Source organism: Paraburkholderia sp. GAS448, from assembly GCF_050435685.1.
Classification (GTDB): Bacteria; Pseudomonadota; Gammaproteobacteria; order Burkholderiales; family Burkholderiaceae; genus Paraburkholderia.
Genome location: NZ_JBNDKT010000014.1, coordinates 65,074 through 90,768, shown reverse-complemented (window position 1 = coordinate 90,768; position 25,695 = coordinate 65,074). Strand labels below are relative to the sequence as shown.

The following is a 25,695-nucleotide window of genomic DNA, read 5'->3' as shown; positions in this document are numbered from 1 at the left end:
CTGCTTCACCCTGACATGGGTGGGGCGGCCATCCGGCAACCGTGCGAGAGGCGCCCGACCTGAAGGCTTACACGTGACTGGGCGAGGAGACAAAAACATGACAACGCCGCTGCTGGGACAGATGATGGATGTGCCGCTCACCGTGTCCTCGCTGATCGCGCATGCCGCGCGGCACTTCGGCAGTACGGAGATCGTGTCGCGCCGGATCGAGGGCGACTTGCATCGCTACACGTATCGCGATTGCGAGACGCGTGCGAAGCGGCTGGCACAGGCGCTGACTGGCCTTGGCGTGCAGCCGGGCGAGCGGATCGGCACGCTCGCATGGAATGGTTACCGGCATCTCGAAGTCTATTACGGCACGACGGGCTTCGGCGCCGTCTGCCATACGATCAACCCGCGGCTCTTCCCCGACCAGATCGCGTGGATCATCAACGACGCGCAGGACAGCTACGTCATGTTCGACACGACGTTCGCGCCGCTCGTCGATTGTCTTGCGCCGCGCTGCCCGAATGTGCGCGGCTGGATCGCGCTCGCCGATGAGGCGCATCTGCCGCACCTGCCGATGCCGACGTCAACGGCGCTCATCAGCTACGAGACGCTGCTCGAACCGCATGACGGCGCTTTCGACTGGCCGCCGATCGACGAACGCCAGGCGTCCTACCTCTGCTACACATCAGGCACGACCGGCAATCCGAAGGGCGCGCTGTATTCGCATCGCTCGACGGTGCTGCACGCGTACGGCGCCTCGCTGCCGGATGCGATGTGTCTGTCGGCGCGCGATTCGGTGTTGCCGGTGGTGCCGATGTTTCATGTGAACGCCTGGGGCATTCCGCACGCGGCGCCGTTGACGGGCGCGAAACTGGTCTTTCCCGGCAAGGATCTCGACGGCAAGTCGCTTTTCGAGCTGATGGAGGCCGAAGGCGTCACGTACTCGGCCGGTGTGCCGACCGTCTGGCTGGGCCTGCTCAACTACATGAAGGAAGCGGGCGTACGGTTTTCGACGCTGCAGCGCACGGTGATCGGCGGTTCCGCGTGTCCGCCTGCGATGCTGCGCACGTTCGAGGACGACTACGGCGTCGAGGTCATCCACGCGTGGGGCATGACCGAGATGTCACCGCTTGGCACGCTCGCGAAACTGACATGGGAGCAATCGCAGCGGCCGCCCGACGAGCAGCGCAAGCTGCGCGAAAAGCAGGGGCACGTGATGTACGGCGTCGACATGAAAATCGTCGGTGATGATGGCCGGGATCTTCCATGGGACGGTGTGGCTTTCGGCGACCTGCATGTGCGCGGCCCGTGGGTGATCAAGCGTTATTTCCAGAAAGATGACTCACCGCTCGTCGACGGCTGGTTCCCGACCGGCGACGTGGCAACCATCGACCCGGACGGTTTCCTGCACATCACCGACCGCAGCAAGGACGTCATCAAGTCCGGCGGCGAGTGGATCAGTTCGATCGATCTCGAGAACGTCGCGATCGCGCATCCGGCCGTCGCGGAGGCCGCCTGCATCGCCTGCGCACATCCGAAGTGGACTGAGCGGCCGCTCCTCGTCATCGTCAAACGGCCGGGCGCTGACGTGACGCGCGAGGAACTGCGCGCGTTCTACGAGGGCAAGGTCGCGAAGTGGTGGATTCCGGACGACGTCGTATTCGTCGACGAACTGCCGCATACGGCCACCGGCAAGCTGCAAAAGCTCAAGCTCCGCGAGATGTTCCGCGAACACGTGCTGCCATCTGCGCTCGATATCGCAGACTGCCCGTTCAAGGTGCCGTCCTGAGCGGCCGATAACTCCCGGGCCCCTCCGGGCAAACCCCGTATCGAATAAGCACACAATTAATTGAACGATCGTGCTTTTTTGTGTATTCTGCCTTCTGGTCCTGGAATGTTTGGACAATGCGTCGGACAATGAACCGACGGGCACATCTTGCGCAGCCAGGCGCATGGAGGCAGGCACATGGCAGTGGACTACACGACACGTGACGGCGTTGCCGTCATTACGCTCAACAATCCGCCGGTCAACGGGCTCGGTCTGTCGACGCGGGCGGGCATCGTCGAAGGGCTCGAACGCGCGCAGAACGATCCGTCGGTGACGGCCATCGTGCTGACGGGCGCCGGCAAGGCTTTTTCCGGCGGCGCGGACATCACCGAATTCAACACGCCCAAAGCGACCCAGGAGCCGACGCTCGGGACGGTCATCAAGGCCGTCGAAGGCAGCGCGAAGCCGGTCGTCGCGGCGATCCACAGCGTCGCAATGGGCGGCGGGCTGGAACTCGCGCTGGGCACGCACTACCGGCTGGCCGCGCCGGGCGCGCAGATCGCGCTGCCCGAAGTGAAGCTCTGCATTCTGCCGGGCGCGGGCGGCACGCAGCGTCTGCCGCGCGCGATCGGTCTCGAAGCCGCGCTCAACATGATCGTGTCGGGTACGCCCGTCATGTCGGAGAAGCTGGCGGGCACGGGGCTTTTCGACGAGGTCGTCGAAGGCGATCTGCTCGGAGCCGCGCTGGCGTTTGCACGCAAGGTCGGCGCGAAACCGGGCCCGCATCCGCGTGTGCGCGATCGCAAGATCGAACATCCGAACGCTGAAGGCTTTATCCAGTTTGCGCGCAACACCGTGGCAGGCATCGCGAAGAATTTCCCGGCGCCGCACAAGTGCATCGACGCCGTTGAAGCCGGTGCAAAGAACGGTTTCGACAAGGGTCTTGCGTTCGAGCGCGAATGCTTCATGGCACTCGTGCAGACGCCGGAAAGCCGCGCGCTGCGTCATGCGTTCTTCGGCGAGCGTGCCGCGAGCAAGATTCCCGATGTGCCGTCGGACACGGTCGCCCGCGAGATCGGACAGGTCGCCGTGATCGGTGCTGGCACGATGGGCGGCGGTATCGCGATGAACTTCGTCAACGCGGGCCTGCCGGTCACGCTGCTTGAAACGAAACAGGACGCGCTCGATCGCGGCGTCGCGACGATCCGCAAGAATTACGAGGGGAGCGTCAAGAAAGGCAAGCTCACCGCCGAAGCGCTGGAGCAGCGCATGGCGTTGATCACGCCGACGCTCTCGTACGATGACCTGAAAAGCGCCGACCTCATCGTCGAAGCCGTATTCGAAGAACTCGGCGTGAAAGAGCAGGTGTTCAAACGCCTCGACGAAGTGGCGAAACCTGGCGCGATCCTCGCATCGAATACGTCGACGCTCGATCTGGACAGGATCGCCGCATTCACGAAGCGACCGCAGGACGTAGTCGGTATGCACTTCTTCAGCCCGGCCAACGTGATGAAGCTGCTCGAAGTCGTGCGCGGCAGGCAGACGGCGAAAGACGTGCTCGCCACGGTCATGAAGATCGCGAAGAAGATCAAAAAGACCGCCGTGGTGTCGGGCGTCTGCGACGGCTTTATCGGCAACCGGATGATCGAGCAGTACGTCCGTCAGGCGCTCTTCATGCTCGAGGAAGGCGCGTTGCCCGCACAGGTCGACCGTGCGATCGAGAAGTTCGGCTTCGCGATGGGCCCGTTCCGCATGAGCGACCTCGCCGGCAACGATATCGGCTGGGCGATCCGGAAGCGGCGCTATCAGGAGCACCCTGGCATGCACTACTCGAAGATCGCCGACCGTCTGTGCGAGACGGGGCGCTTCGGCCAGAAGACGGGCGGCGGCTGGTACGACTACAAGGCTGGCGACCGCGCGGCGCATCCGTCGCAACTCGTCGACGAGATGATCGTCGCGTACTCGAAGGAAACGGGTGCCGAACGCCGCAAGATCAGCGACGACGAAATCGTCGAGCGTCTGGTGTTCTCGCTCGTCAACGAAGGCGCGAAGATTCTCGAGGAAGGCATTGCGTCGAAGGCGTCGGATATCGACATGGTCTATCTGACGGGCTATGGCTTCCCGCTGTGGCGCGGTGGTCCGATGCTGTATGCGGACACCGTCGGCCTCTACAACGTCGAGCGGGCCATTCGCCGCTACGCGGCGCAGCCGAACGGCGACGCCTGGCAGATCGCGCCGGGCATCGTCGAGCTGGCGGCGCAGGGCCGCGGCTTCAACAGCTGAGTGAAGCGGTAAATGAGGCAGTACACGAAGCGGTAGACAAGGAGAGCGGGATGAAAGGCACCGATGAGGTCCTGCTGGCGGTCGATGTGCAGAACGATTTCATGCCCGGCGGCGCACTGGCCGTCGCGCGTGGAGACGAGGTCGTGCCGGTGATCAACCGGCTCGCGCGCGCGTTCAGTCATGTCGTGCTGACGCAGGACTGGCATCCGGCCTCACACATCTCGTTCGCCGCAAATCACGCGGGCCGCAGCCCGTTCGAGATGATGACGCTGCCGTACGGCGAACAGGTGTTGTGGCCGACCCACTGTGTGCAGAACACAGCGGGCGCGGCGCTGCATCGTGACCTCGACATACCGCATGCGCGGCTCGTCATCCGCAAGGGCCATCACGCCGACGTCGACAGCTATTCGGCTTTTCTCGAAGCGGATCGCAGGACGCCGACCGGCCTCACTGGCTATCTGCGCGACGTCGGCGTGAAACGCGTCTGGTGCTGCGGCCTCGCGACGGACTATTGCGTCGCGTGGTCCGCACTCGATGCACGCGCCGCAGGCTTTGACGTCGCGCTGATCGAAGACGCATCCCGCGCGATCGATCTCAACGGTTCGCTCGACGCCGCCTGGCGGCAACTGCACGCGGCGGGTGTCGCGCGCGTGCAGGCCGCCGACGTGCTGGCAAAGATCTGACGCAGATCGGCGCCAGCCTCGGGCGCGGCGAACCACCACCCATACTGGAAGCAGGAGAGATGCATGACTGACGCCGTAATCGTATCGACCGCCCGCACGGGTCTTGCCAAATCGTGGCGCGGCGCCTTCAACATGACACACGGCGCGACGCTCGGCGGCCACGTGACGCAGGCCGCGGTCGCGCGCGCCAACATCGACCCGGCGCGCGTCGAAGACGTGATCATGGGCTGCGCGAATCCCGAAGGCGCGACAGGTGCCAACATCGCGCGGCAGATCGTATTGCGCGCGGGCTTGCCGGTCAGCGTGCCGGGGATGACCGTCAACCGCTTCTGCTCGTCGGGGCTGCAGACGATTGCGCTGGCAGCGCAGCGCGTGATTGCCGGCGAGGGCGACGTGTTCGTCGCGGGCGGCGTCGAATCGATCTCATGCGTGCAGAACGAAATGAACCGCCACATGCTGGCCGAAGGGTGGCTCAGCCAGAACAAGCCGGAAATCTACTGGTCGATGCTGCAGACCGCCGAGAACGTCGCCAAACGCTATTCGATCTCGAAGGAGCGTCAGGACGAATACGGCGTGCAGTCGCAGCAGCGCGCTGCTGCCGCGCTCGAAGCGGGCCGCTTCAACGACGAAATCGTGCCGATGACAGTGCTTGCCGGCGTCGCAGACAAGGCGAGCGGGCGTCTGTTCACGAAGGAAGTCACGATCGCCGCCGACGAAGGCATTCGCGCCGACACGACGCTCGAAGGCGTAGCGAAGATTCGCACCGCGCTGCCGGGCGGCGTGATTACCGCGGGCAACGCGAGCCAGTTTTCGGACGGCGCATCGGCGTGTGTCGTGATGAACGCGAAGGTCGCCGAGCGTGAAGGGCTGCAACCGCTCGGCATTTTCCGTGGCTTCGCGGTCGCGGGATGCGAGCCTGACGAAATGGGCATCGGTCCCGTGTTCGCCGTGCCGAAGCTCTTGAAGCAGGCGGGTCTGAAGGTCGAGGATATCGATCTGTGGGAACTGAACGAGGCGTTCGCCGTGCAGGTGCTGTATTGCCGCGACAAGCTGGGCATTCCGAACGAACGCCTGAACGTGAGCGGCGGGGCAATTGCGGTCGGTCACCCGTATGGTGTGTCCGGCGCACGACTCACCGGGCATGCGCTCATCGAAGGCAAGCGGCGCGGCGCGAAGCTTGTCGTCGTGACGATGTGCATCGGCGGCGGGCAGGGCGCGGCAGGGTTGTTCGAGGTCGTCTGATCGCGTGACTGCATGATGATGCGGGGGCCGGCGGCGCGGTATTGCGTCGCCGGCCCTTTGGTATTTCAAGCTGCCGCTCACTGGCTGATGCCGCCGAAGTCCGGCAGGGGCAGCGTGCCCTTGTCGGAGAAACGGATGCTGCCGAACGCGCCGCCGGCGAGCCTGCCGTGCACCACGAACGGCACGTCGCCGGCGTTCGCCCGGTTGGCGAGCGCGATCACCTGACGCGCGGCCGAAAACGCGGGCACCGTCATCGGGACGCTGATCAGCGTCTCGCCAAAACGCGGCACGCTGCCGCTCTGGCTGCTGACGCCGCTCGCGAGTGTCTGATTGTTGACTTCGAGTTCGAGCGATACGCCATCGAAGTTGACGGTTGAGTCGTTCGGATTTTGTAGCCGGAGCTTCACGTTGAACCGCAGTTCGAGCCCCTGACTGGCGAGCGGTTCGATGCCGACGACGTTCACGCGGACCTCGTCGCGATCGAACATGCCCGCGCAGCCCGCGAGCATCGCCAGTGAAAACGCCGCCATCAGCAACAGTCGGGCAGACTTCAGCACACGAAGTGATTCCACGAAGGGCTCCTTCTGTGAAAGCCGGTATTGACCCGGCTATTGTACTGGCCTGCCGGACGGTTTCCGGTGCGTTCGCCGCGTGCGCGGCAGCAACGCGATCGACGCTGAGCCTCCTTTTGACGCATTTGCGCAGCCGCCCGCTGTCGTCATGGGTGTGCGGTCACGCGTCGCGCCGTGCTTCGGCGTACATGAATATCGTCGATGAAGCCGTGAGGAAGCTAGACATGCTTGCGGCGGCGGCCGCGTCGGTGGAATGAAGCGGACCTCGTTGAACCGTCAGTGCCGGTGGCGATGATGAATGTCCGGAAAGTGCGGGTGCGTATGAACGATCGTTGCGTGCCGATGCGGATGCGTATGGGGTTCCTGTCCGTCCCACGGGAAATCGTGTTCGTGCCGATGATGTTCGTCGTGACGGTGCCGGTGATTGTGTTCCGTCGGCTCGTGCGTATGCGAATGCTCATGGCGCTCGCGGATATGTAGCCAGACACCCAGCGCCATCAAACCGGCGGCAATCCAGAACAGCAGCGAGGGCATCTCGGGCCACAGGATCAGCGACAGCGTGACGCCGAAGAGCGGCGCCACCGAGAAATACGCGCCCGTGCGCGCCGTGCCCAGATTGCGCAGCGCGACGACAAACAGCACGAGGCTCACGCCGTAGCCTGCGAAGCCGGTCAGCATGGCGGCGGCGATCGCCGGCAGGTGAGGCAGCGTGGCCCCGAGCCTGAGCGCGATGAGCAGATTGACCGGGCCGGCCACGAGGCCCTTCAGGCAGGCGATGGTCATCGCGTCGAGCGTGGAGAGACGGCGCGTCAGGTTGTTGTCGATGGCCCAGCATGCGCATGCTGCCGCCACCAGCAGCGCACCGGCCGGAAAAGCGGCGGCGCCCGGATGCCACGACAACGCAACACCACCCGCGACGATTGCGATCATTCCAAGAAAGATCTGCACATCGACGTTTTCGCGAAAAACGACCCATGCGATCAGTGCGGTGAAGACGCCTTCGAGATTCAGCAGCAATGAGCCCGTGGCGGCTGGCGTGCTGCTCAGGCCGAGCATCAGGAACGCCGGACCCGCGATGCCGCCGGCGGCAATCGCGCCGAGCAGCCAGGGAACGTCGGGCCATTGAATCCGGCTTGCGCGTTGTTTCGCGCTGGTGCTCCGGTTCACGGCGTGCATCCGGCGCAGCGCAATCGTCAGCGCGAGGCCGGCGCCGCTGCCGAGATAAAAGAGGCCCGCGACCATGAACGGCGACAGCGAGCCGAGCAGAAGCTTCGCAAGCGGCGTGGTCGCGCCAAAGAGGGCGGCTGCGAAAAGCGCGGTGAAAGCAGCATGAAAGCGGGTGGGCATAAGGAGAAGCGTCGCGTCGTGCAGTATCTGTGTGCGGAGCATAAACCGCATTCCCTGGCGCCTGTGCGGCCACGCTTTTTTTTGCGTGAATTATTTTTTTTGATTTACGTGAAGGTTTAACTGCCGAAATAGATCGGCTTCATGCCATCGTTCGCGGAGCAGCGACGGTCGCTGCTCCGCCGCGGACGTTTTTTCGACGCCAGAGGCCTCGCTACGTGCCGGTGTCGCCCGGCCAGCAATAACGATCAAGGCAAACGGAGCCGCACCCAGCCGGTTCCCAGACAGCTGAGCGACGAGGTTCAGGTCGGCGAGGTGGGTGCGACGTGGGCCGTCTAGCCGCCATATTCCTGTTTCGCTTCGTCGAGCCGGTTGAGCAATGCCAGCGCCGCCGCCGTCACGTGTTCAGCAGTGAAACCAAAATGCTTCATGATTTCCGCACCCGGCGCGGAAGCCCCGAAATGATCGACGCCGATTATCTTTCCCTCGTCGCCTGCCCAACGCTCCCAACCGAGTGTCGCGGCGGCCTCGACGGTCACCCTTTTCTTGAGCGCCGACGGAAGGATACGTTCGCGGTAGGCTTCATCCTGCGCGGCAAACAGGTTCCACCCCGGCATGCTGACCACGCGTGCGTTCACGCCGTAGCCGGAGAGCTTTTCCTGCGCTTTCATGCACAGGGAGACTTCAGAACCCGAGCCGATCAGGATGACATCCGGCCTGCCTCCCTCAGCCTCGGAAAGAATATAGGCACCCTTGCTCACATCCCCATCGACCGAGCGGCTGCGATCGAGATGGGGAAGATTCTGGCGGCTAAACGCAAACAGCGTCGGCCCGTCATGCTCGATAGCGACCGCCCAGGCTTGCGCTGCTTCCGTCGCATCCGCCGGGCGCAGCACATTGAGCCCGGGAATCGCGCGCAAACCGGCCAGATGTTCGATCGGCTCATGCGTGGGCCCGTCCTCGCCGACGGCCACGCTATCGTGCGTAAAGACGTAAAACACCTTCAGCTTGCTCAGTGCGCCAAGGCGAATCGACGGCTTCATGTAGTCGGAGAAGATGAGGAAGGTCGCGCTGAACGGCAGTATGCCGCCGTGTGCGGCCAATCCGTTGACAGCCGCGCCCATCGCGTGCTCGCGAACGCCGAACGCCAGATTCCGCCCGGCGTATCCCCATATACCGTCGACCGCGCCCTGAATCGCCGGACCACCCGCCTCGGCCGGCTGGAAGTTGCCTTGGCCCTTCAGGGCGGTGTTGGTGGAAGGATTCAGATCCGCCGAGCCGCCCAGCAGATTGGGGATGCGCTTCGCCAGCGCATTCAGGACCTGCCCGCCCGCGGCGCGGGTGGCGAGCGGTTTGTCCTGTGTGCTCCACGTAGGCAGGTCGGCTCGCCAGTCCTCTGGCAACTTGCCGCTGATCATCCGTTCGAGTTCTGCCGCCTCCGCGGGAAATGCCTTTCGATAGCCGGCCAGCCTCGCTTCCCATGTAGCCTGGTGTTCCGCCCCCTTGTCGCCCACCTCGTGAAAGAATCTGACCGCGTCTTCAGGCAGGAAGAATTTTTCCGTGCCGGGCCACCCGAGGGCCTTCTTTGCCGCTGCCAGCTCTTCTTCGCCCAGAGGGCTGCCGTGTGCTTCGAAGCTGTCCTGCTTTGCCGGACTTCCGTATCCGATGTGTGTCCGCACAATGAGCAGGGAGGGGCGGTTTGCCTGCTGCCGGGCTTCTTCGATGGCGCTGGCGACCTCTTCAGTGTCGTTGCCGCGTTCGACATGTCGAATATGCCAGCCGTACGACTCGAACCGCTTGCCGACATCTTCGGTGAACGTGAGGTCTGTGCCGCCCGCGAGCGAGACGTGATTGTGATCGTAGAGAAAAATCAGCTTGCCGAGCTGCAGATGGCCCGCGAGCGAAGCGGCTTCCTGACTGATGCCTTCCATCAGGTCTCCGTCGCCGCAAATGCCGTACGTGTAGTGATCGATGATCGTGTGACCGGGACGGTTGAAGCGGGCCGCGAGCCACGCCTCAGCAATTGCCATGCCGACTGCGTTGCCGAAACCCTGCCCGAGCGGACCGGTTGCGACTTCCACACCGGGCGTATGCCCCCGTTCCGGGTGGCCGGGCGTCTTGCTGCCCCATTGCCGGAAGCGCTTCAGTTCATCGAGCGGCAGGTCGTAGCCGGTGAGGTGCAACAGGCTGTACAGCAGCATCGAGCCGTGACCTGCCGACAGGATGAAACGATCACGGTCAAACCAGGCCGGGTCTTTCGGATTGAACCTGAGGAATTTCGTCCACAGGGTGTACGCCATGGCAGCGGCGCCCATGGGCATGCCGGGGTGTCCGGAGTTGGCATGCTGAACGGCATCGGCAGACAGGAAGCGGATGCTGTTGATGCATAGTTCCTGGATTTCCTGCGTTTCGGAAGTAGTCACGTCACTCTCCTTATGAGCGTTGGGCTGGCCGGCACCATGACATTTGACGACCAACGCAGGCGAGACGCAACCGGCAACTCGATGTTTCGCCAACAGGAGGGACGATACGCCAGCTCCGTCTTCTCCATGAAACGCCTTGACACGGAATTTGCACCGTCATCGATTGCCAGGCGTGGCGCTGAAGGCAAGGGAGCCTGATTCGGCAAGAACGCACATAACTTTTCACGATTCGTTATTTCCTTCTTGCGTGCCGCTCGCCTAGGCTTGAAAGATCGGCGCGTGCGCCCGCCGCCGCCGCACGGAATGTCAGGTCGCAACACGCAATGGAGATGTCCATGACTAAACAACCGGGTCGTACACGCGTCGCGTGGATTGCCGGCGTCGGCGCGAGCGCCGGACTGGGTGCCGCGCTCGCGCGTCGCTTCGCCCGCGAGGGTGTGACCGTCGCCGTGACGGGGCGCTCTCGCGAGCGGCTCGACTCGCTCGTCGAAGAAATCCGCGCTGCCGGCGGCAGTGCCATCGCGTTCCCCGGCGACGTTACCCGCGAAAGCGATCTGGACGCGATCGCGCGGCAGCTCGGGGACGCCGGCGCGCTCGAAGCGGCCATATTCAACGCCGCCGCTATGACGCGCGCGCCGACCCTCGAACTGACCGCCGGGCAGTTCGAAGCGGCGTGGCGCGTGACGACACTCGGCGGCTTCCTGTTCGCCCGGGCGGCGCTACGTCCGCTGCTTGCCACCGGCCGTGGCTCTCTGCTCTTTACGGGCGCAACCGCGTCGCTGCGCGGCCGGCCGCCGTATGCGGCGTTCGCTTCAGCGAAGGCTGGCTTGCGCTCGCTCAGTCAAAGTCTCGCGCGGGAATTCGGTCCGCAGAACATCCATGTCGCACATGTGGTCATCGACGGTGGCATCGACGGTGAGCGTCTGCGCTCGTCCGCGCCACAGCGGGTAGCCGAACGCGGCGAGGAGGGTCTGCTGAATCCCGCCGATATTGCCGACGCGTACTGGCACCTTCACCAGCAGGCGCGCAGCGCGTGGTCACAGGAGATCGATCTGCGGCCGTTCAACGAATCGTTTTAATCGGGGGAGGATGTGAGTATGAGTGACGTCGCACCGATAAGCAGGCATCGATGACGACGACCGAAACCGCATTGAACTACCTCGAATCCACTGGCGGGAAGCCCGTCTCTCACCAATACGATCCGCCTTGCGGGCGATAATATGCAGTCGTCCCGGTCGCGCGATGGAGATCCATTGAGATGTCACGTCAGCTACGCCTTGGCGCTTTCATGCGTCCCACTACCATCCACACCGGCGCGTGGCGCTATCCCGGCGCTTATCCCGACGCCAATTTCAATTTCGCGCATCTGAAACGCTTTGCGCAGACCCTGGAGCGCGGCCGCTTCGATGCCTTCTTCATGGCCGATCACCTTGCGGTGCTCAATATGCCGGTTGATGCGCTCAGGCATAGTCACACGGTGACGTCGTTCGAGCCGCTCACGCTGCTGCCCGCACTCGCCGCGGTCACCGAGCGGCTCGGCCTGATCGCAACAGCCTCTACGACGTTCGACGCGCCGTATCACGTGGCCCGGCGTTTTGCGTCGCTCGATCACATCAGCGGCGGCCGCGCCGGCTGGAATCTGGTCACCACGTCGAATCCCGATGCCGCGCTCAATTTCGGCCTCGACGAGCATGTCGAGCACGACGAGCGCTACCGGCGCGCGCGCGAATTCTTCGACGTCGTGACAGGCCTGTGGGACAGTTGGGCCGACGACGCGTTTATCCGCGACACCGAAACCGGCACGTTCTTCGATCCCGGCAAGCTGCATGTGCTGAACTACAGGAGCGAGCATTTTTCGGTGCGCGGTCCGCTGAATATCGCACGGCCGGTGCAGGGCTGGCCGGTGATCGTACAGGCGGGATCGTCGGAAGCCGGCCGTCAGATCGCCGCCGAAACCGCCGAGGTGGTGTTCACTGCGCAAAGCAACCTTGCCGACGGCAAGCGTTTCTATGCCGATCTGAAGAGCCGCATGGAAAAGCTCGGCCGCTCCCGCGATCATCTGAAGGTGCTTCCGGCCGCGTTCGTCGTGGTTGGCGACACGCTGGAAGAGGCCCAGGAAACGCGTGCGCGGCTCGATACTTTCGTGCACTACGAGAGCGGCATCGCCTCGCTGTCGATTGCTTTGGGGCATGACGTGTCCGGCTTCGATCCCGACGCTCAGCTGCCCGAGATACCTGAAACCAATGCGAGCCGCACGGCGCGGCAACGCATCGTCGAATGGGCGCAACGCGATGGTCTGACGATTCGTCAGCTCGCGCAGCGCGTCGGCGGATATTCAGGCCTGGAGATGGTGGGCACGGCGGCCATGATCGCCGATCAGATGGAAGCGTGGCTGGAGGAAGAGGGCTCGGACGGTTTCAATGTGATGTTTTCGCATTTGCCGGCTGGCCTCGACGACTTCGTCGATAAGGTCGTTCCAGAGCTGCAGAAGCGTGGCATTTTCCGCCGCGAATACGAAGGCGTGACATTGCGAGAGAACCTTGGTTTGCCAAGGCCCGCAAACCGCTTCTTCGATACCGGGACGTAAGCATTCGCGACGTTCGGCGTATGCGATGAGGGTTTGACGCATCCGTCCAGAAGCAATCCACAAAAGCTTGTTTGCGATTTCAGATTGGAATGACTAGATTCGAGGGGACAGGGTCAAATTGATGGAGGTCGAATCATGGCAAACGCAACGGCTCTTATCCTGGATGGCCTTCGGCATCCCGCTCGCACCGTGAGGAGGCATTGGACAGCGCGCGACGTCAACGCTGTTTCCGGTTCGGCTGAACCGGCGCCGGACGCCACGGATGCGCGCCATTCGCCTGAGCGGCTCGAGCGCATTGCGGCTTACGCGCGCTGTGGCTATTTTCATATGGATTACACCGCCGGCATGTTCGTCGTTCCGCTAGACATCCCGCCGGAATGAACCGCCCGGCGAGTCGACGCTTCGAATATGCGGGAGTCGAATGAGCGGACGCACCCGCATCGCTGGCTCTGACGCGGGGCTCATTCCCTCCGGACGTTAATTTTCATGAGAAAGAATGTGAGGGCGGCAACCACCAGGGCTAGCGCGCCACCAAAAGCGGCGATGTCACGGGCACCGTCCCAGGCGACGGCCTCGCGCAGAAACAGGACTGAGAGGACAGCAATCACGACGCTAACCAGATTTCCTTTGAGATCCTCAAGATTATGGACTTCCAGCCATTTCGGTAACGGTAGCTTGTCATCAATGAACAGCGAATAGAGGCCAATACTGATGATGTAGACAGCGATGGCAATCAGAAATACATCGACGGCCTCAACTATTCCAACGGCGAATATCTTGACCGACTTGCCCGAGACAGAGCCGTTCCGGACTGTATCGACGGTGTTCGAGGATAAGACTATCGCCTCATACAAAATCAGCGCAATAGAACCGAAAAACGTTCCGATGACAGGAACGAGCATGATGTAGCGGCTCGAAGCCAGGATACGTCGCAGCATCAAGGGAACCTCCCTTAGCAGGCGGTTGAGGGGAGTTGTAGAAAATCGTCGACTTCATAAAACGCTCTATAAGCCGCTTGCACGACCTCACTGACTCATATTGGCTCACCTCAAAATGCCAGGATGTTGTCCGCGACTGCTCATTGCAGCACGCTCCTTTGGGCAGCCCTGACGTGATTATCAACCTGGAATCCTGATCGCCATATTTTCGGTAGCGAATTGCGGTTATGGCTCGTCTTCCCAATCGCGCCAGTCGACCGGATGAGACGCCAGGTAGCGATCTACAGCCTGGCCGATGGTAGGGAAAAAATTTTGCTCGCCGATCAGCTCGAACATGCCGTAATGCTTCAGGTTGTCCTTCACTGGACCTTTCAGTTCTGCGAAGCAAAGGGTCACGTTCAGCTCTAAAAGTTCGTCATGAAGCCGCGCGAGCGTATCCGCGGCTGTGAGATCGATATCGGTGACCGGCTCGGCCGCGATCGCGATCCACGCGGTTTTTGTCGGCGCCTCGCGCACCGCCTGCAGCACACGTTCGCGAAAAATCTCCGCGTTCGCGAAGAAGAGCGGCGCGTCCCAGCGCAGCAGCACGAGCCCGGGAATGCGGCGGGCTTCCGGGTGGCGGACGACATCGTGATAACCCTTCATCTGGTCGATACGACCGAGCACGGCGGTGTAAGGGCGCCACGCGCGCCACAGGAATGCGAGAATCGCCAGCGCGACGCCGATCCCGTCGACGACACCGAGCATCGCCACCCCGATCAGGCAGACGATCGACTGCACGAATTCGCTCGGTCTCAGCCGATAAAGGCGCCAGACGCCGCGAACTTCGAGCAACCCCAGACAGGCGGCGATGACGACCGCCGCGAGCGCGGCCTGCGGCGTGTTTCGCAGCGCCTGTGGCGCGAACAGCAACAACCCGGCGACGATCAGCGCGGCGACGACGCCCGTCGCCTGCGTCTTCGCACCTGCGGCTTCTGCGACCGGCGTGCGCGAGCCGCTTGCGCTCACGGCAAATCCCTGAGCGATGCCCGCCGCGATGTTCGCGAGCCCGAGCGCGACGAACTCCTGATTGCGATTCACCGCGGCGCCGCTGCGCAACTCGTAGGTACGCGACAGGAGGCTGATATCGGTAAACGAGACGAGTGCGACGGCGGCAGCGCCGCCCAGGAGCGCCACCCATTCAGTCAGGGCAAGTTCCGGAATGCGCGGCGCAGGAAGGCCCTGCGGTACGCTGCCAATGACAGCGAGACTGGAGTGCGTTGCGAGATCCAGCATGGCCACGGCTATCGTCGCGCCGGCGACCGCGATGAGCACGCCGGGCACCTTCGGAAACCAACGGCGGCAACCGAGAATCAGCACGAGCGCCGAAACGCCGATTGCAACCGCCACTTCATTGATCCTGCCCGCAACGATGCCGCTGGCGAGTTCGCGCACCTGCTGCAGGAAGGATTCGCCGTGCGCCCGAAAGCCGAGCAGTCTGGGCGCTTGCCCGACCGCGATCGTGAGGATGATGCCGTTCAGATAACCGTAGCGAATCGGCAGTGAAAGTAGCTCCGTGACGAAGCCGAGCTTGAGAACGCCGACCATTACAGCTATCGCACCGGACAGGACCGCAAGCGCGCCGGCCAGCGCGAGCGCATGGGCGGCGTTGCCGTGTGCGAGCGGCGTGACGCTCGCCGCGATCAGCGCGACGAGCGCGGAGTCCGGACCCAGCACGAGGATGCGGCTCGGACCGAACACTGCATACGCGAGCAGGGCCGCGAACGAAGCGTAGAGTCCTGATACGGCGGGCAAACCCGCCGCCTCCGCGTAAGCCATCCCCGTCGGTACGAGTACGGCGCTCAGGCTGACGCCCGCCATCGCGTCGCGTGGCAGCCATGCGAGCCGGTAATCGCGCACCACTGCAAGGCCGGTGATCCAGCGCGCCATCCGCCCGGGCCGATTCGACGGCTGCCCGGATTCGCCGCTGTCTGTCTTCATGGGGTGGCGCAACCCCACTGGATGTTTTTCTTGACGGGCCGCATGACATCTTCCTTCGAGAGAGCCAGTTTCCCAATTTGGACGTCGCTTGCATTTCGATGCAGTCTACCAAACGACGACCTTGAAGGTTGCTAACTCTTTATCCATGGCGCGCAGTTTCGTGACCTGGCATTGGACGCTCGAATTCGAGCAGGATCTGGCCGCCGTCCCCGAGGTGACGGCGAGGGCCATCTGATAGCCAGGACGCGGCAGGTCGACGCAAATCGCGGCGCAGTAGTCGCCGCCGGTCTTCATCCGGGCTTCGCGGGCGCAGAATGGGCACGGCAACAATGCCGATGGTTGGTCGTTGATGGTCATGCTAGGATTTCTCGCAAACCACCATGGAGACAGCTATGCCGTATATCTGCGAAAACGTTGAATGTCGCGCGGTGCTGGCCCGCGGGCAGGTCAGATCCATTCGCGAGAACGAAGGGTGGTGCTTCTACTGCCCAGACTGCAAAGCGCGCAACGCGTTGAACGACATCGGCGTTCCGGGCGGTCCGGCTGAGCTGATTCAGCCGCAGAGATCCGATCTCCCGCACAAAGTGATTGCAACCGCTCGACCATTGGAGGACGGACGGTACGTGGCGCAATTGCGCATACAAAGGGCACTCGGTATGAAGGGGACTTACGCGGTCGAGGAGCGTTGGGACCAGCTCGGTACATTCTCTGACGCACAAGACGCCGTCGCGCATGCGAAGTCCGTCGCGGCAGAACGACTGGGCTAGCGTTCTCTCCCGAGTGGAACTCGCCGGATCACCCGCGCGGCAGCATCTGGATGCTGCCGCCGGCCAGCAATGAGGCCGGGACAGGGTGTTCCATCATCCTACGATTCCTTCAGAGGGAAGGGGGCTGCCTTGGAAGAGCGACAGGAGCATCGGGGCTTTGCTATTACCGTCAGCACGCGGGACCATCGCGACGGAGGGGTGACAGTTACCTTGTCGATCGAGCGTCTGTCCAGGGGCGGCGCCAACAGCGAGGCATCTCCTGTACCTAAGCCCGAACGGTATCGATCCCCGCTCGCCGGGCAGGAGGCGGTCGGCGAGGCGATGCACCGTGCAATACACGCGATCGATGACGCCTTGGGGCCCCGTAACCCCTTCGGGGACTGAACTGTTAGTGTAGGCGCGCCGGTGCGGGCAATCGCATCCCGCATCGATCCCGGCGACATGACCCACCCGATATGACCCGTGACGATCTCGGGCCATATCTGTTGGTGGGTTATGGCTGGTAGACCGGATCGACAATCGTCCAGTCAGCCGCTTTCGGCTGGAGGTGAGCGTCGAACAGCAGCGGCAGGTTGGTCCGCGGCACGGGCGTCGAACTCAGCCAGGCATGCTTGTCCGAATAGCCCCAGAACGTCACGGCCTTGACAGACTCGTGCGGTTGTTTGATGGGCCCACTACGGAAAGTGAACAGGCAGATTGATTGTTTCAATGTCCGCCTGCAGACCCTGACGAAGTTCGCTGGGGAGGTCCATTTCTCTGGTTTTGACCTATATTGATTCCGGGGCCGACTACTGGAGGACACTCATGCGCACCCTCGATCTTGAACGCGCCGGAACCGGGAAGCTCACCGCCGCCTGCGGCTCGATTGCCTGGCATTCCCGTCTTTCCACGCTGATGATTGCCGCGATTGCAGCAGCGACATGGCAAGTTGCAGGGGCTGCAAATCTTGAACCGCGCACAGTTGGCCAGATTACCTACCTGTGCGGCGGTGTAGGCCAGGATGAACAGCAGGCGATGCGCGCCCAGGCCGGAAATTTCGACAGGGGGCTGCTATTCACACAGGGTTCTCGTGGCAAGTACCTGGCGGGTGTCGATGTCAGGCTCTCGCGCAATGGTGAGGAAGTTGCCTCGTTCAAGGCTGACGGCCCGCGCTGCTTTATTAATGGGCCGGACAGTACATACCAGGTCACCGCAACTTACAACGATGTCCAGAGGCGGACAACTTTGGCCCGGGGACAGAGGAACGTACGCGTGCGATGGTAACCGACCCCATCGATGCCCACGTCATTGTTCCGGGGGCGGTGACGTCAGATCGGTGATGCCGTCTCGTGCATCGGCAACCAGACGCATGGCGGCCCCGGCGTCGCTGATCCTGTCGATCGCGAGCAAGGCGAAGCGCGCGAGATACAGAGGCGCATGCGCTTCGCCGAGTTCTGTCATGGTCTTGCAAAGTTGTGTATAGACGGCGTCAAGTTCGCTGTCGGTCATGGGTTTCTCCTGTTTCGTGCGAATGCGTTCACGAGAGTGCATGGTCAATGGCCGCCGCGATCTGCGCGACCGTCGCTGACTGCCATCGCGCCAGCACGTGTCCGTCCGGGCGGATCAGATACACGGTGCCGGCTTTCGCTCCATATATCGTGAAAAGCTGACCTGTATGGTCCCAGCCATAATCGTTGCGCGCCTCGTCATTCAGACGTGCGGAGATGGGAACCAGCGCGAAGGGCACTGCATTGCCGTTGACTGCGGGGGCGAAATTCTCGAACGAAGAAGGAATCGTGCCGTTGTCGCTGAAGTAAAACGCGGTGAAGCCGGGATGCAGTGCATCGGTCAAATGCGCTTCAGTCGCATGACCGTCGCTCATGATCGTGACAGGGCATTCAGGCAGGATCGCGCCGGGCACGGGACCCGCAGCGAACGCGTCGGGCGTCGCGTCAGCGACGTTCAGGCTTGAAGCGCTGTAGGTGATCGCGGACGTCTGGCGCGGGTTGATCAGCGAGCGCAGCGACGGATGTTTGACTGCGAGGCCCAGCACCGCCTTGCGCATCAGGTCGAACGCGAAGGACGGCGGCGCCATGAACTCGGTGCTCTTTGTGCCATAGCTGAGGTTCTCGTGGGTTGCAAACACGCGTTCAGTTGAGTAGTTGTCAAGCAGCGCTTCCGAAGCGAATTGCCTGATGACGTACGCCAGTTTCCAGGCAACGTTGTCGGCGTCGTCAATGCCAGAGTTGGCGCCACGTACGCCGAAGATCGGTACAAGGTGAGCAGCATCTCCCGCGAATAGCACGCGACCGTGGCGATAGCGCCTCAGGGTCAGCGCGTTAGCCTTGTAGATGGTGATCCAGATGGGCGCCCACGCGCCGTGCTCGCCCATCATGTCCAGCAGGCTCTGCACACGGGGAATGACGTTTTCGGGTTTGACGGCCTGTTCGGCGTCTTCGCCGTCGCGCAGTTGGTAGTCGATGCGCCAGACGTTGTCGGGCTGCTTGTGTACCAGAACGGTCGAACCGGGATTTGACGCTGGATCGAAATACGCAAGCCGTTCGGTAGGACGGTGACTGTCGAGTTCGATGTCGACGATCACATAGCGGCCTTCGTAACTCGTGCCTTCCAGCTTCAAATCCAGTGCCTCGCGGATGGTGCTGCGACCTCCGTCACATGCGACCACCCAATCGGACTCCAGCCGGTAGTCGCCCTCGGGGGTGGCAAGGCTGAGCGTCGCGCCGTCCGCGTCCGCGTCGATAGCGGTGACGCGTGTCTGCCAGCGGATCTCGATCAGGTCGGTCCTCTTTTCTGCCGCATCCAGCAGAAACTGCTCGATGTGATACTGGGCCAGGTTCACCATCGGCGGCAGCTTCTGGTTCTGGTCCTGTGGCATGGTGAAATGCAGCACTTCGGCATTGCGATAGAAGCTGCGTCCGCCTGTCCACGGCAGGCCCTTTTTCAGAAAACCGTCGAGTGCGCCAAGGCGCTCGATGATCTCGAGGCTGCGTCGCGAGATGCAGATCGCGCGGCTGCCATAGCAGACGGAGTCGTCGGCCTCGATCAGCACGGAAGCGATGCCGTGGTTCGCAAGGCCGAGCGCAACGGCGAGTCCGACAGGGCCGCCGCCGACGATCGTGACGGCGCGACGTTCAGCATCGGTTCCGTTATCGAGTTCAGGTATGCGCGCGGCGTAATGCTTTGCCGAAAATGGATAGGGCTTGAATTCAACGCTCATCGTCTCTTCCTTAAACGGGCTTGCGCGTCGACTGGATCGGCAATACAGCGACTACAAGCGCACCGGTCACCAGCAACGCCGCCGAATACAGCAGGCCTGCCGAAAAACTATGCGTAACATCCTTTAACCACCCGACGACCACAGGGTTTAGCGCAGAGCTGATATTGCCCACCGCGTTGATCACCGCGATGCCGACAGCCCTCGCCCGGAAGCTGAGGGCGTGATCGGGTGTCGTCCAGAAGATGGACATGGCCGTGTACGATCCCGCCGACGCCAGGCACACACCGAGCATCTGCGCGACCGGATGGGTAGACCATGCCGTGCACAACCAGCCCGCGGCCGCGAACAACAGAGGCAACAGCAGGTGGTATTTGCGTTCCTGCCGGCGATCGGAACGGCGTCCCCACCAGATCATCGCAACGATCGTACAGATTTGCGGGATCGCCGCGAGCAGGCCGACCGTGCGGTTGCTTGCGCCGGCGCTGAAGCTCTTGACGATCAACGGCGTCCAGACCGCGACCATGGCGAGCGTGTTGACGAGGCAAAAGTAAGCGAGGGCGAACTTGAGCACCGTCGGCGACGCCAGTTCAGCGAGGAGACTTTTGCCTGTTTCGTTCGCCTGTGGCGCTGGACCGGTACGGTGTTCGGCGGCGAGCGTGCGCGCCAGCACATCCTTGTCTGTGGCCGTCAGCCACGATGCTTTCTGCGGCGAATCGTCGAGATAGAAGTAGACGATCAAGCCCAGCAGCGCGGACGGAAATCCCTCGAGCAGAAACAGCCATTGCCAGCCTTTGAGGCCAAGCGTGCCATCCAGTCCGAGCACGAAGCCGGAAAGCGCCGAGCCGATCGCCGCCGTGACGGGCATCGCGATCATGAACAGCGCATTGGCGCGTGCGCGGTAAGCCGCGGGAAACCACAATGTCAGATACAGCAGCATGCCGGGCAGGAAGCCCGCTTCGGTGATGCCGACGAGAACGCGAAGAAAATACAGCGTGCCGGGACTGGTTGCGAACATCGTCGCGGTGGAGGCGAGACCCCAGGCAATCATGATGCTGCCGATCCATTTTCGTGCGCCGATGCGGGCAAGGACGATGTTCCCCGGGATGCCGAAGGCGATATAGGCGAGGTAGAAGAGTGTCGTCGCGAAGCCGAACTGGGTGCCGGAGAGCCCCAGGTCTTTCATCATCGTCAGGCCGGCGAAGCCGATGTTGATACGGTCGAGAAACGAGAAGAAGAACAGCAGAAAGAGGAACCACAGCAGGCGCTTCGAGACCTTGCTGACGACGGGTTCGTGCTGCATCGACAGGGCGCAGCCCGAGGGCGGCGTGCCATCGATGGGGCCTGATGCGGCCCGGGGTGTTGGGTCCATTCGGTTTGTCTCCGGTATTGGATTTTTGTGCCCGCGGCGCGACAGGCGCGGTACGACTACATGCTCCCGTCAGCAACGGGCCAGGGCATTGCGCGCAGTATGGAGCGACGCACGCGGGGCGCTGTCCTCAATTTGGGTACAGAGGAGGTGCGACGCTCGCGCAAAGCGCATTGAAAACCGGAGTGGGTTCGTCAGAAGAATGCTGATGCCTTGCCCGGGGAGAGGCAAAGCGCGAAAAGCTGCCGTTGACTGGAGATACCGAGGCGTTGATAGGCGCGCTTCTGGTAGGTGACGACGCTGGAAGGCCTGATGCCCATCGTGTCGGCGATTTCTGCGGCCGTACATCCTTCGAGGACGCCACGCAAAACGTCCAGTTCGCGCTTGGATAGCGCGGGGCAGAGACCGCGTAGCGTGGCGAGCATCATCTGTGGGATGCCAGGCTGATTCCGGCCTGAAAGCGCGTAGTGGTGCCTGGCAGCGTGACTGATCAGTGGCGCGAGCGCTTCAATCAACCCGATTTCGGCGGGCTGGAAACTGCCTGCGCCGCTGTCGCGGTAAAGATTGATCGACAGCCAGATGCCGTCGGCCGGTTGCACGAGCAAGGAGAGGCGGTCCGAAACGTTCGGCTGCGAATAGCACGCGAGACGATATCCCTCGTGGTGAATATCCTCACTCGTCTGCTGATGCAGGACGAGCGCTGAGCCGTGTGCCGCGGGACGGCTTTCAGAGACAATCTTCTGGTTGCCGTCGAGCGTGTAGAAGAGACGCGCATACGTATCTGCCACATCGCGCAAAAAGCGCCCGCCGCGATGATCCGCGACCGACACGGTTCGCGGACGATTTCCGAACTCGTATGCGAATACGGTGCACTGTGAAATTGAGGCCACCGCTCCCAGCGTCTTCAGTATCTCGGCTGCCAGGGCATTGACGTCGGTGTGCCCGATCGACGCGACGAGGCCCGTCACGCGTGAGAGATCAAGTTGCCCCGTGAGTCCGGGGCGGTCCAGACGCCAATACCGCATGATCGGATTTTCGCCAGAAGTCCATGAATTCAAGGATTTTTCAGCATAGCACCCGGCGATCGGGCGGTCAAAACGGGCGATTCCGGATGAACAGCGTGCCGAGGGCGCTGCATGGAACGTATCGCCCGGCTTGCAGGCTGCATTGTCGGCAGCGTGCGTGACCGAACGCAGCTATGATTGCATGCGGCGATCTGCGCCGAAACATGAAATGAGGCTGCCCAGATGATCCATGTCATTGCCACCATCACTACCCAGCCCGGTCAACGCGACGCCGTGCTGGCACTGTTCAATAAGAACCGCCCAGCGGTGCTGGCGGAAGAGGGATGCATCAGCTACGAGGCGGTTGTCGACGTACCGGACTTCGGGACGATTCAGACACCGCTTGGCAACGACACGTTTGCCGTAATCGAACGCTGGGAAAGCCCCGAAGCGTTGAAGGCGCATGCGACCTCTGCGCATATGGCCGAATATGGACGCAATACGAAACCGTTGCTCGCGAGCCGTATCATCAACGTGCTTCAAGCCTGCTAAAGGCGGCGGTTTGCACCGCCCCCACGTTACCAGGCAGAGGAGGCGGGAGGCTGGGCGCATCATTGATCGATGACAGGGGAAGGCAATCGCCCTGCATCCGGCGCGCCCCGCGAGAGGTTTGTCACGGCCCCGGTTCGGCTTCCTGATCAAGGCGGCAATCCTGCTGGTTGTGAAACGTCATCCGCCTGCGGCGCCCTGGGTGTTCACATGCACCGCATAGATTGATTGCGACGCTGCCATGAAGAGCCGGTTACGAGCACGGCCGCCAAAACAAAGGTTCGCACAACGTTCGGGCAGTGCGATACGGCCGATCAGTTTGCCTGCGGGTGAAACAATCATGACACCGTCCAGCTCGTCGCTCCCCATGCCCCAGCCGCACCAGAGGTTGCCGTCGATATCGGCGCGCATCCCGTCGATGGTGCCAGCGCCCGCGTTCAGGAAAACCCGGCCCGCGCCGATCCGGCGGCCGTCCGGTTGCATCTCGTAGACATGGATCAGCCGCTCAGGCACCGCGCGCGACTCGATGACATACAGCAGCCGCTCGTCCGGTGAAAAGCACAGACCATTGGGCCCCTTCAGATCGCGCGTCACGACCGACGCTTCGCCCGTGACCCCGTCGATCCGGTAGACGCAGTGGGGTAATTCCTGTTCAGCCTTGACGCCTTCGTAGTGTCCCGCAATGCCCATCGGCGGGTCAGTGAACCAGATCGAGCCGTCTGATTTGACGACCACGTCGTTCGGCGAGTTCAGGCGCTTGCCGTCGAACGAATCCATGAGCACGGTGATGCTGCCGTCGTACTCAGTGCGCGTGACGCGCCGGCCGTGTTCGCAGGTGACGAGGCGCCCCTGGCGGTCGCGCGTGTTGCCGTTCGCGAAGTTGGACGGCTTGCGAAACACGCTGACGATACCGGTCTCTTCATCCCACTTCAGCATCTGATTGTTCGGAATGTCGCTCCAGACCAGGTAGCGGCCATCGCCGAACCAGACGGGCCCCTCGGTCCAGCGATAGCCGGTCGCTAGCCGCTCGACTGCCGAGAAAGCCACCCGGTATTGATCGAACGACGGATCGAGGGAAATGACGCGTGGGTCGGGATAGCGCTCAGCCTGCTGCCACATGGGTTTGCCTCCGTTTGCGGGGTGCCTGGACGTCTTGCGAAGTCACAGTATAGATCAAATGAGTAAGCGCTTTCTCTTGAACTCGCGAAGTTTTTCCCCTACAGTGCCTGAAATTCAGGCCGTTTTGATTAATCGGTATCTGTGATTCGATACATCAAAGAAAGCGATTACCGAAAAAGTGCCTGATTGTGCGACCCAGGAATCTTCGAGGCTGTGAATTCATGATCGAGTTGTCCAGCAAGACCATCAGTGGGCCGGTGATCCGGCTGCATCCTGCCGACAACGTGGTAATTGCGCGCGTCGACATTCCGATCGGCACGCCGGTTCCTTCGGAAGATGTGCGCAGTCGCAGCCAGGTACCGGCGGGCTACAAGATCGCGGCACGCCGCATCATGCAGGGTGAAGCGATCCGCAAATACAACGTGGTCATCGGATTTGCCTCGACCGACATTGCGGCTGGCGCGCTGGTCCACGGCCATAACGTCGAATTTCGCGAGTTCGACCGCGACTATGCGTTCGGCGCCGACTACAGACCGGTCGAGATGCTGCCGCCGGCGCTACGCGCGACGTTCCGCGGCATCGTACGCAGCAACGGCGAGGTCGGCACGCGCAACTACATCGGCGTGCTGTCGACGGTGAACTGTTCCGCCACGGTCGCCCACAAGATCGCCGGGTGGTTCACACCCGAACGGCTTGCCGACTATCCCAACGTGGACGGCGTGGTCGCGTTCAGCCATTCGAGCGGCTGCGGCATGGAGATGAGTGGCGAGCCAATGGCGCTGCTGCGCCGTACGATGGCCGGTTACGCGCGGCATCCGAATCTGGCCGCGGCGCTGATTGTCGGGCTCGGCTGCGAGCGCAACCAGTTGCAGGACCTGCTTGACGAGGAAGGTCTGGAGCGCAATGCGCGTCTACAAACATTCACGATGCAACAGAGCGGCGGCACGAGGAAAACCGTCGAGGCGGGCATCGAGGCCGTCAAGGCGCTGCTGCCGGAGGCCAATCGCGTACAGCGCACAGCGGTCGATGCGAGTCATCTGAAGGTCGGGCTGCAATGCGGCGGATCAGACGGGTTCTCGTCGATCACGGCGAATCCTTCGCTTGGCGCGGCGATGGATCGGCTCGTCCGGCACGGCGGAACGGCGATCCTGTCGGAGACGCCCGAAATCTACGGCGTGGAACATACCTTGACGCGCCGCGCGGTGACCCGCCTGGTCGGCGAGAAGCTGATCGAGCGCATCCGCTGGTGGAAGGACGAGTACTCCGGCAATCGCGACGTGCAGATCAACGGCAAGGTGAGTCCTGGCAATCAGGCGGGCGGTCTTGCGAACATCTTCGAGAAGTCGATCGGCTCTTCCATGAAAGGCGGCACCGGTCCGCTGATGGAAGTCTATCGGTATGCCGAACCGGTGCGTGCGAGTGGCCTCGTGTTCATGGATACACCCGGCTTCGATCCGGTCTCCGCGACCGGTCAGATCGCCGGCGGCGCGAACCTGATCGCCTTCACGACAGGGCGCGGGTCCATGTTCGGCGCGAAGCCGGTGCCGTCGCTGAAGCTCGCGACGAACACACCGATGTATCAGCGTCTGAACGAAGACATGGACCTGAACTGCGGCGGCATTCTGGACGGCGTCGCATCGATCGAAAGCACCGGCGACGAGATATTCGAGGCGCTGCTGAGGGTCGCATCGGGCGAGCGCACCAAAAGTGAATTGCTCGGGCTTGGCGACCATGAATTCGTACCGTGGCAGATCGGCATCATGAGTTGAACAGGACCGCTTCAAGCGCGGACCGCAGGATCGCAACACAGCAGCAACTGAAGCCAGCCGGGCGCCCGGCGCAGCCACGGGAACACGTGGCGCCGA

Annotated in this window: 23 protein-coding genes; 11 read left to right on the top strand and 12 right to left on the bottom strand. The window is 62.6% G+C overall.

Annotated features, from left to right (window positions below):
• The first annotated feature begins 97 nt into the window (after positions 1 to 97).
• From P3T23_RS24490 to P3T23_RS24475, 4 genes are all read left to right on the top strand, one after another.
• On the top strand, positions 98 to 1,777 hold the full coding sequence (locus P3T23_RS24490; protein ID WP_429318708.1) for a 3-(methylthio)propionyl-CoA ligase: 1,680 nt from the start codon (positions 98 to 100) through the stop codon (positions 1,775 to 1,777).
• Between the two features lie 177 nt (positions 1,778 to 1,954).
• Positions 1,955 to 4,039 (top strand): 3-hydroxyacyl-CoA dehydrogenase NAD-binding domain-containing protein, encoded by a 2,085-nt coding sequence (locus P3T23_RS24485; RefSeq protein WP_429318707.1) that lies wholly within the window; start codon positions 1,955 to 1,957, stop codon positions 4,037 to 4,039.
• A 50-nt stretch (positions 4,040 to 4,089) separates the two neighbouring features.
• Entirely contained in the window at positions 4,090 to 4,722 is a 633-nt protein-coding gene (gene pncA / locus P3T23_RS24480; RefSeq protein ID WP_429318706.1) for a bifunctional nicotinamidase/pyrazinamidase, read from the top strand.
• A 63-nt stretch (positions 4,723 to 4,785) separates the two neighbouring features.
• On the top strand, positions 4,786 to 5,964 hold the full coding sequence (locus P3T23_RS24475) for an acetyl-CoA C-acyltransferase (RefSeq protein WP_429318705.1): 1,179 nt from the start codon (positions 4,786 to 4,788) through the stop codon (positions 5,962 to 5,964).
• A 77-nt stretch (positions 5,965 to 6,041) separates the two neighbouring features.
• Here P3T23_RS24475 and P3T23_RS24470 read toward each other — a convergent pair whose 3' ends face one another.
• The 3 genes from P3T23_RS24470 to tkt form a co-directional block, all read right to left on the bottom strand.
• On the bottom strand, positions 6,042 to 6,494 hold the full coding sequence (locus tag P3T23_RS24470) for an LEA type 2 family protein (protein WP_429318820.1): 453 nt from the start codon (positions 6,492 to 6,494) through the stop codon (positions 6,042 to 6,044).
• 318 nt (positions 6,495 to 6,812) lie between these two features.
• Positions 6,813 to 7,883: a DMT family transporter gene (locus P3T23_RS24465; RefSeq protein ID WP_429318819.1), complete on the bottom strand. Its 1,071-nt coding sequence runs from the start codon at positions 7,881 to 7,883 to the stop codon at positions 6,813 to 6,815.
• Between the two features lie 332 nt (positions 7,884 to 8,215).
• Complete coding sequence (gene tkt, locus P3T23_RS24460) at positions 8,216 to 10,303, bottom strand: transketolase (protein ID WP_429318704.1); 2,088 nt, start codon at positions 10,301 to 10,303, stop codon at positions 8,216 to 8,218.
• Positions 10,304 to 10,638: 335 nt separating this feature from the next.
• Between tkt and P3T23_RS24455 the strand changes: the two genes are divergently transcribed.
• From P3T23_RS24455 to P3T23_RS24445, 3 genes are all read left to right on the top strand, one after another.
• Positions 10,639 to 11,382: an SDR family NAD(P)-dependent oxidoreductase gene (locus tag P3T23_RS24455; protein WP_429318703.1), complete on the top strand. Its 744-nt coding sequence runs from the start codon at positions 10,639 to 10,641 to the stop codon at positions 11,380 to 11,382.
• A gap of 179 nt (positions 11,383 to 11,561) precedes the next feature.
• Positions 11,562 to 12,890, top strand: coding sequence for an LLM class flavin-dependent oxidoreductase (locus P3T23_RS24450; protein ID WP_429318702.1), 1,329 nt, complete (start codon positions 11,562 to 11,564; stop codon positions 12,888 to 12,890).
• A gap of 135 nt (positions 12,891 to 13,025) precedes the next feature.
• Positions 13,026 to 13,271 (top strand): hypothetical protein, encoded by a 246-nt coding sequence (locus P3T23_RS24445; protein ID WP_429318701.1) that lies wholly within the window; start codon positions 13,026 to 13,028, stop codon positions 13,269 to 13,271.
• 80 nt (positions 13,272 to 13,351) lie between these two features.
• Here the strand turns inward: P3T23_RS24445 and P3T23_RS24440 are convergent, their stop codons facing one another.
• The 3 genes from P3T23_RS24440 to P3T23_RS24430 form a co-directional block, all read right to left on the bottom strand.
• Positions 13,352 to 13,828 carry a YqhA family protein gene (locus tag P3T23_RS24440; protein WP_429318700.1) on the bottom strand — a complete coding sequence of 159 codons (477 nt, stop codon included), beginning with the start codon at positions 13,826 to 13,828 and terminating at the stop codon, positions 13,352 to 13,354.
• A gap of 225 nt (positions 13,829 to 14,053) precedes the next feature.
• On the bottom strand, positions 14,054 to 15,808 hold the full coding sequence (locus P3T23_RS24435; protein WP_429318699.1) for a SulP family inorganic anion transporter: 1,755 nt from the start codon (positions 15,806 to 15,808) through the stop codon (positions 14,054 to 14,056).
• A 105-nt stretch (positions 15,809 to 15,913) separates the two neighbouring features.
• Complete coding sequence (locus P3T23_RS24430; protein ID WP_429318698.1) at positions 15,914 to 16,165, bottom strand: hypothetical protein; 252 nt, start codon at positions 16,163 to 16,165, stop codon at positions 15,914 to 15,916.
• Between the two features lie 35 nt (positions 16,166 to 16,200).
• Between P3T23_RS24430 and P3T23_RS24425 the strand changes: the two genes are divergently transcribed.
• On the top strand, positions 16,201 to 16,575 hold the full coding sequence (locus P3T23_RS24425) for a hypothetical protein (protein ID WP_429318697.1): 375 nt from the start codon (positions 16,201 to 16,203) through the stop codon (positions 16,573 to 16,575).
• Positions 16,576 to 17,068: 493 nt separating this feature from the next.
• On the opposite strand, the gene P3T23_RS24420 is transcribed toward P3T23_RS24425, so the two are convergent.
• Positions 17,069 to 17,284, bottom strand: coding sequence for an endo-1,4-beta-xylanase (locus tag P3T23_RS24420; protein ID WP_429318696.1), 216 nt, complete (start codon positions 17,282 to 17,284; stop codon positions 17,069 to 17,071).
• 185 nt (positions 17,285 to 17,469) lie between these two features.
• Between P3T23_RS24420 and P3T23_RS24415 the strand changes: the two genes are divergently transcribed.
• A complete protein-coding gene (locus tag P3T23_RS24415) occupies positions 17,470 to 17,838 on the top strand; it encodes a hypothetical protein (protein ID WP_429318818.1) in 369 nt (122 codons plus the stop codon).
• Between the two features lie 21 nt (positions 17,839 to 17,859).
• Here the strand turns inward: P3T23_RS24415 and P3T23_RS24410 are convergent, their stop codons facing one another.
• From P3T23_RS24410 to P3T23_RS24395, 4 genes are all read right to left on the bottom strand, one after another.
• Entirely contained in the window at positions 17,860 to 18,063 is a 204-nt protein-coding gene (locus P3T23_RS24410; protein ID WP_429318695.1) for a hypothetical protein, read from the bottom strand.
• 28 nt (positions 18,064 to 18,091) lie between these two features.
• Positions 18,092 to 19,792 (bottom strand): FAD-dependent oxidoreductase, encoded by a 1,701-nt coding sequence (locus P3T23_RS24405; protein WP_429318694.1) that lies wholly within the window; start codon positions 19,790 to 19,792, stop codon positions 18,092 to 18,094.
• A gap of 10 nt (positions 19,793 to 19,802) precedes the next feature.
• Complete coding sequence (locus P3T23_RS24400; protein ID WP_429318693.1) at positions 19,803 to 21,161, bottom strand: MFS transporter; 1,359 nt, start codon at positions 21,159 to 21,161, stop codon at positions 19,803 to 19,805.
• Between the two features lie 191 nt (positions 21,162 to 21,352).
• Entirely contained in the window at positions 21,353 to 22,183 is an 831-nt protein-coding gene (locus P3T23_RS24395) for a helix-turn-helix transcriptional regulator (protein WP_429318817.1), read from the bottom strand.
• A 222-nt stretch (positions 22,184 to 22,405) separates the two neighbouring features.
• Here P3T23_RS24395 and P3T23_RS24390 point away from each other — a divergent pair, with 222 nt between their 5' ends.
• Positions 22,406 to 22,714 carry a putative quinol monooxygenase gene (locus P3T23_RS24390; RefSeq protein ID WP_429318692.1) on the top strand — a complete coding sequence of 103 codons (309 nt, stop codon included), beginning with the start codon at positions 22,406 to 22,408 and terminating at the stop codon, positions 22,712 to 22,714.
• Positions 22,715 to 22,891: 177 nt separating this feature from the next.
• Here P3T23_RS24390 and P3T23_RS24385 read toward each other — a convergent pair whose 3' ends face one another.
• The gene (locus tag P3T23_RS24385; protein ID WP_429318691.1) at positions 22,892 to 23,830 is read right to left on the bottom strand and encodes an SMP-30/gluconolactonase/LRE family protein; all 939 of its coding nucleotides are present in this window, start codon (positions 23,828 to 23,830) and stop codon (positions 22,892 to 22,894) included.
• Between the two features lie 221 nt (positions 23,831 to 24,051).
• Here P3T23_RS24385 and P3T23_RS24380 point away from each other — a divergent pair, with 221 nt between their 5' ends.
• Positions 24,052 to 25,599, top strand: a complete 1,548-nt coding sequence (locus tag P3T23_RS24380) for a UxaA family hydrolase (protein ID WP_429318690.1) — start codon at positions 24,052 to 24,054, stop codon at positions 25,597 to 25,599.
• The last annotated feature ends 96 nt before the right edge of the window (positions 25,600 to 25,695 follow it).

Bases quoted from the DNA above. Each gene is read 5' to 3' on its own strand.
- P3T23_RS24490 (WP_429318708.1), top strand. From the start codon at position 98: ATGACAACGCCGCTGCTGGGACAGATGATGGATGTGCCGCTCACCGTG.
- P3T23_RS24485 (WP_429318707.1), top strand. From the start codon at position 1,955: ATGGCAGTGGACTACACGACACGTGACGGCGTTGCCGTCATTACGCTC.
- pncA (WP_429318706.1), top strand. From the start codon at position 4,090: ATGAAAGGCACCGATGAGGTCCTGCTGGCGGTCGATGTGCAGAACGAT.
- P3T23_RS24475 (WP_429318705.1), top strand. From the start codon at position 4,786: ATGACTGACGCCGTAATCGTATCGACCGCCCGCACGGGTCTTGCCAAA.
- P3T23_RS24470 (WP_429318820.1), bottom strand. From the start codon at position 6,494: ATGGCGGCGTTTTCACTGGCGATGCTCGCGGGCTGCGCGGGCATGTTC.
- P3T23_RS24465 (WP_429318819.1), bottom strand. From the start codon at position 7,883: ATGCCCACCCGCTTTCATGCTGCTTTCACCGCGCTTTTCGCAGCCGCC.
- P3T23_RS24455 (WP_429318703.1), top strand. From the start codon at position 10,639: ATGACTAAACAACCGGGTCGTACACGCGTCGCGTGGATTGCCGGCGTC.
- P3T23_RS24450 (WP_429318702.1), top strand. From the start codon at position 11,562: ATGTCACGTCAGCTACGCCTTGGCGCTTTCATGCGTCCCACTACCATC.
- P3T23_RS24445 (WP_429318701.1), top strand. From the start codon at position 13,026: ATGGCAAACGCAACGGCTCTTATCCTGGATGGCCTTCGGCATCCCGCT.
- P3T23_RS24440 (WP_429318700.1), bottom strand. From the start codon at position 13,828: ATGCTGCGACGTATCCTGGCTTCGAGCCGCTACATCATGCTCGTTCCT.
- P3T23_RS24435 (WP_429318699.1), bottom strand. From the start codon at position 15,808: ATGAAGACAGACAGCGGCGAATCCGGGCAGCCGTCGAATCGGCCCGGG.
- P3T23_RS24430 (WP_429318698.1), bottom strand. From the start codon at position 16,165: ATGACCATCAACGACCAACCATCGGCATTGTTGCCGTGCCCATTCTGC.
- P3T23_RS24425 (WP_429318697.1), top strand. From the start codon at position 16,201: ATGCCGTATATCTGCGAAAACGTTGAATGTCGCGCGGTGCTGGCCCGC.
- P3T23_RS24415 (WP_429318818.1), top strand. From the start codon at position 17,470: ATGATTGCCGCGATTGCAGCAGCGACATGGCAAGTTGCAGGGGCTGCA.
- P3T23_RS24410 (WP_429318695.1), bottom strand. From the start codon at position 18,063: ATGACCGACAGCGAACTTGACGCCGTCTATACACAACTTTGCAAGACC.
- P3T23_RS24405 (WP_429318694.1), bottom strand. From the start codon at position 19,792: ATGAGCGTTGAATTCAAGCCCTATCCATTTTCGGCAAAGCATTACGCC.
- P3T23_RS24400 (WP_429318693.1), bottom strand. From the start codon at position 21,161: ATGGACCCAACACCCCGGGCCGCATCAGGCCCCATCGATGGCACGCCG.
- P3T23_RS24395 (WP_429318817.1), bottom strand. From the start codon at position 22,183: ATGCGGTATTGGCGTCTGGACCGCCCCGGACTCACGGGGCAACTTGAT.
- P3T23_RS24390 (WP_429318692.1), top strand. From the start codon at position 22,406: ATGATCCATGTCATTGCCACCATCACTACCCAGCCCGGTCAACGCGAC.
- P3T23_RS24385 (WP_429318691.1), bottom strand. From the start codon at position 23,830: ATGTGGCAGCAGGCTGAGCGCTATCCCGACCCACGCGTCATTTCCCTC.
- P3T23_RS24380 (WP_429318690.1), top strand. From the start codon at position 24,052: ATGATCGAGTTGTCCAGCAAGACCATCAGTGGGCCGGTGATCCGGCTG.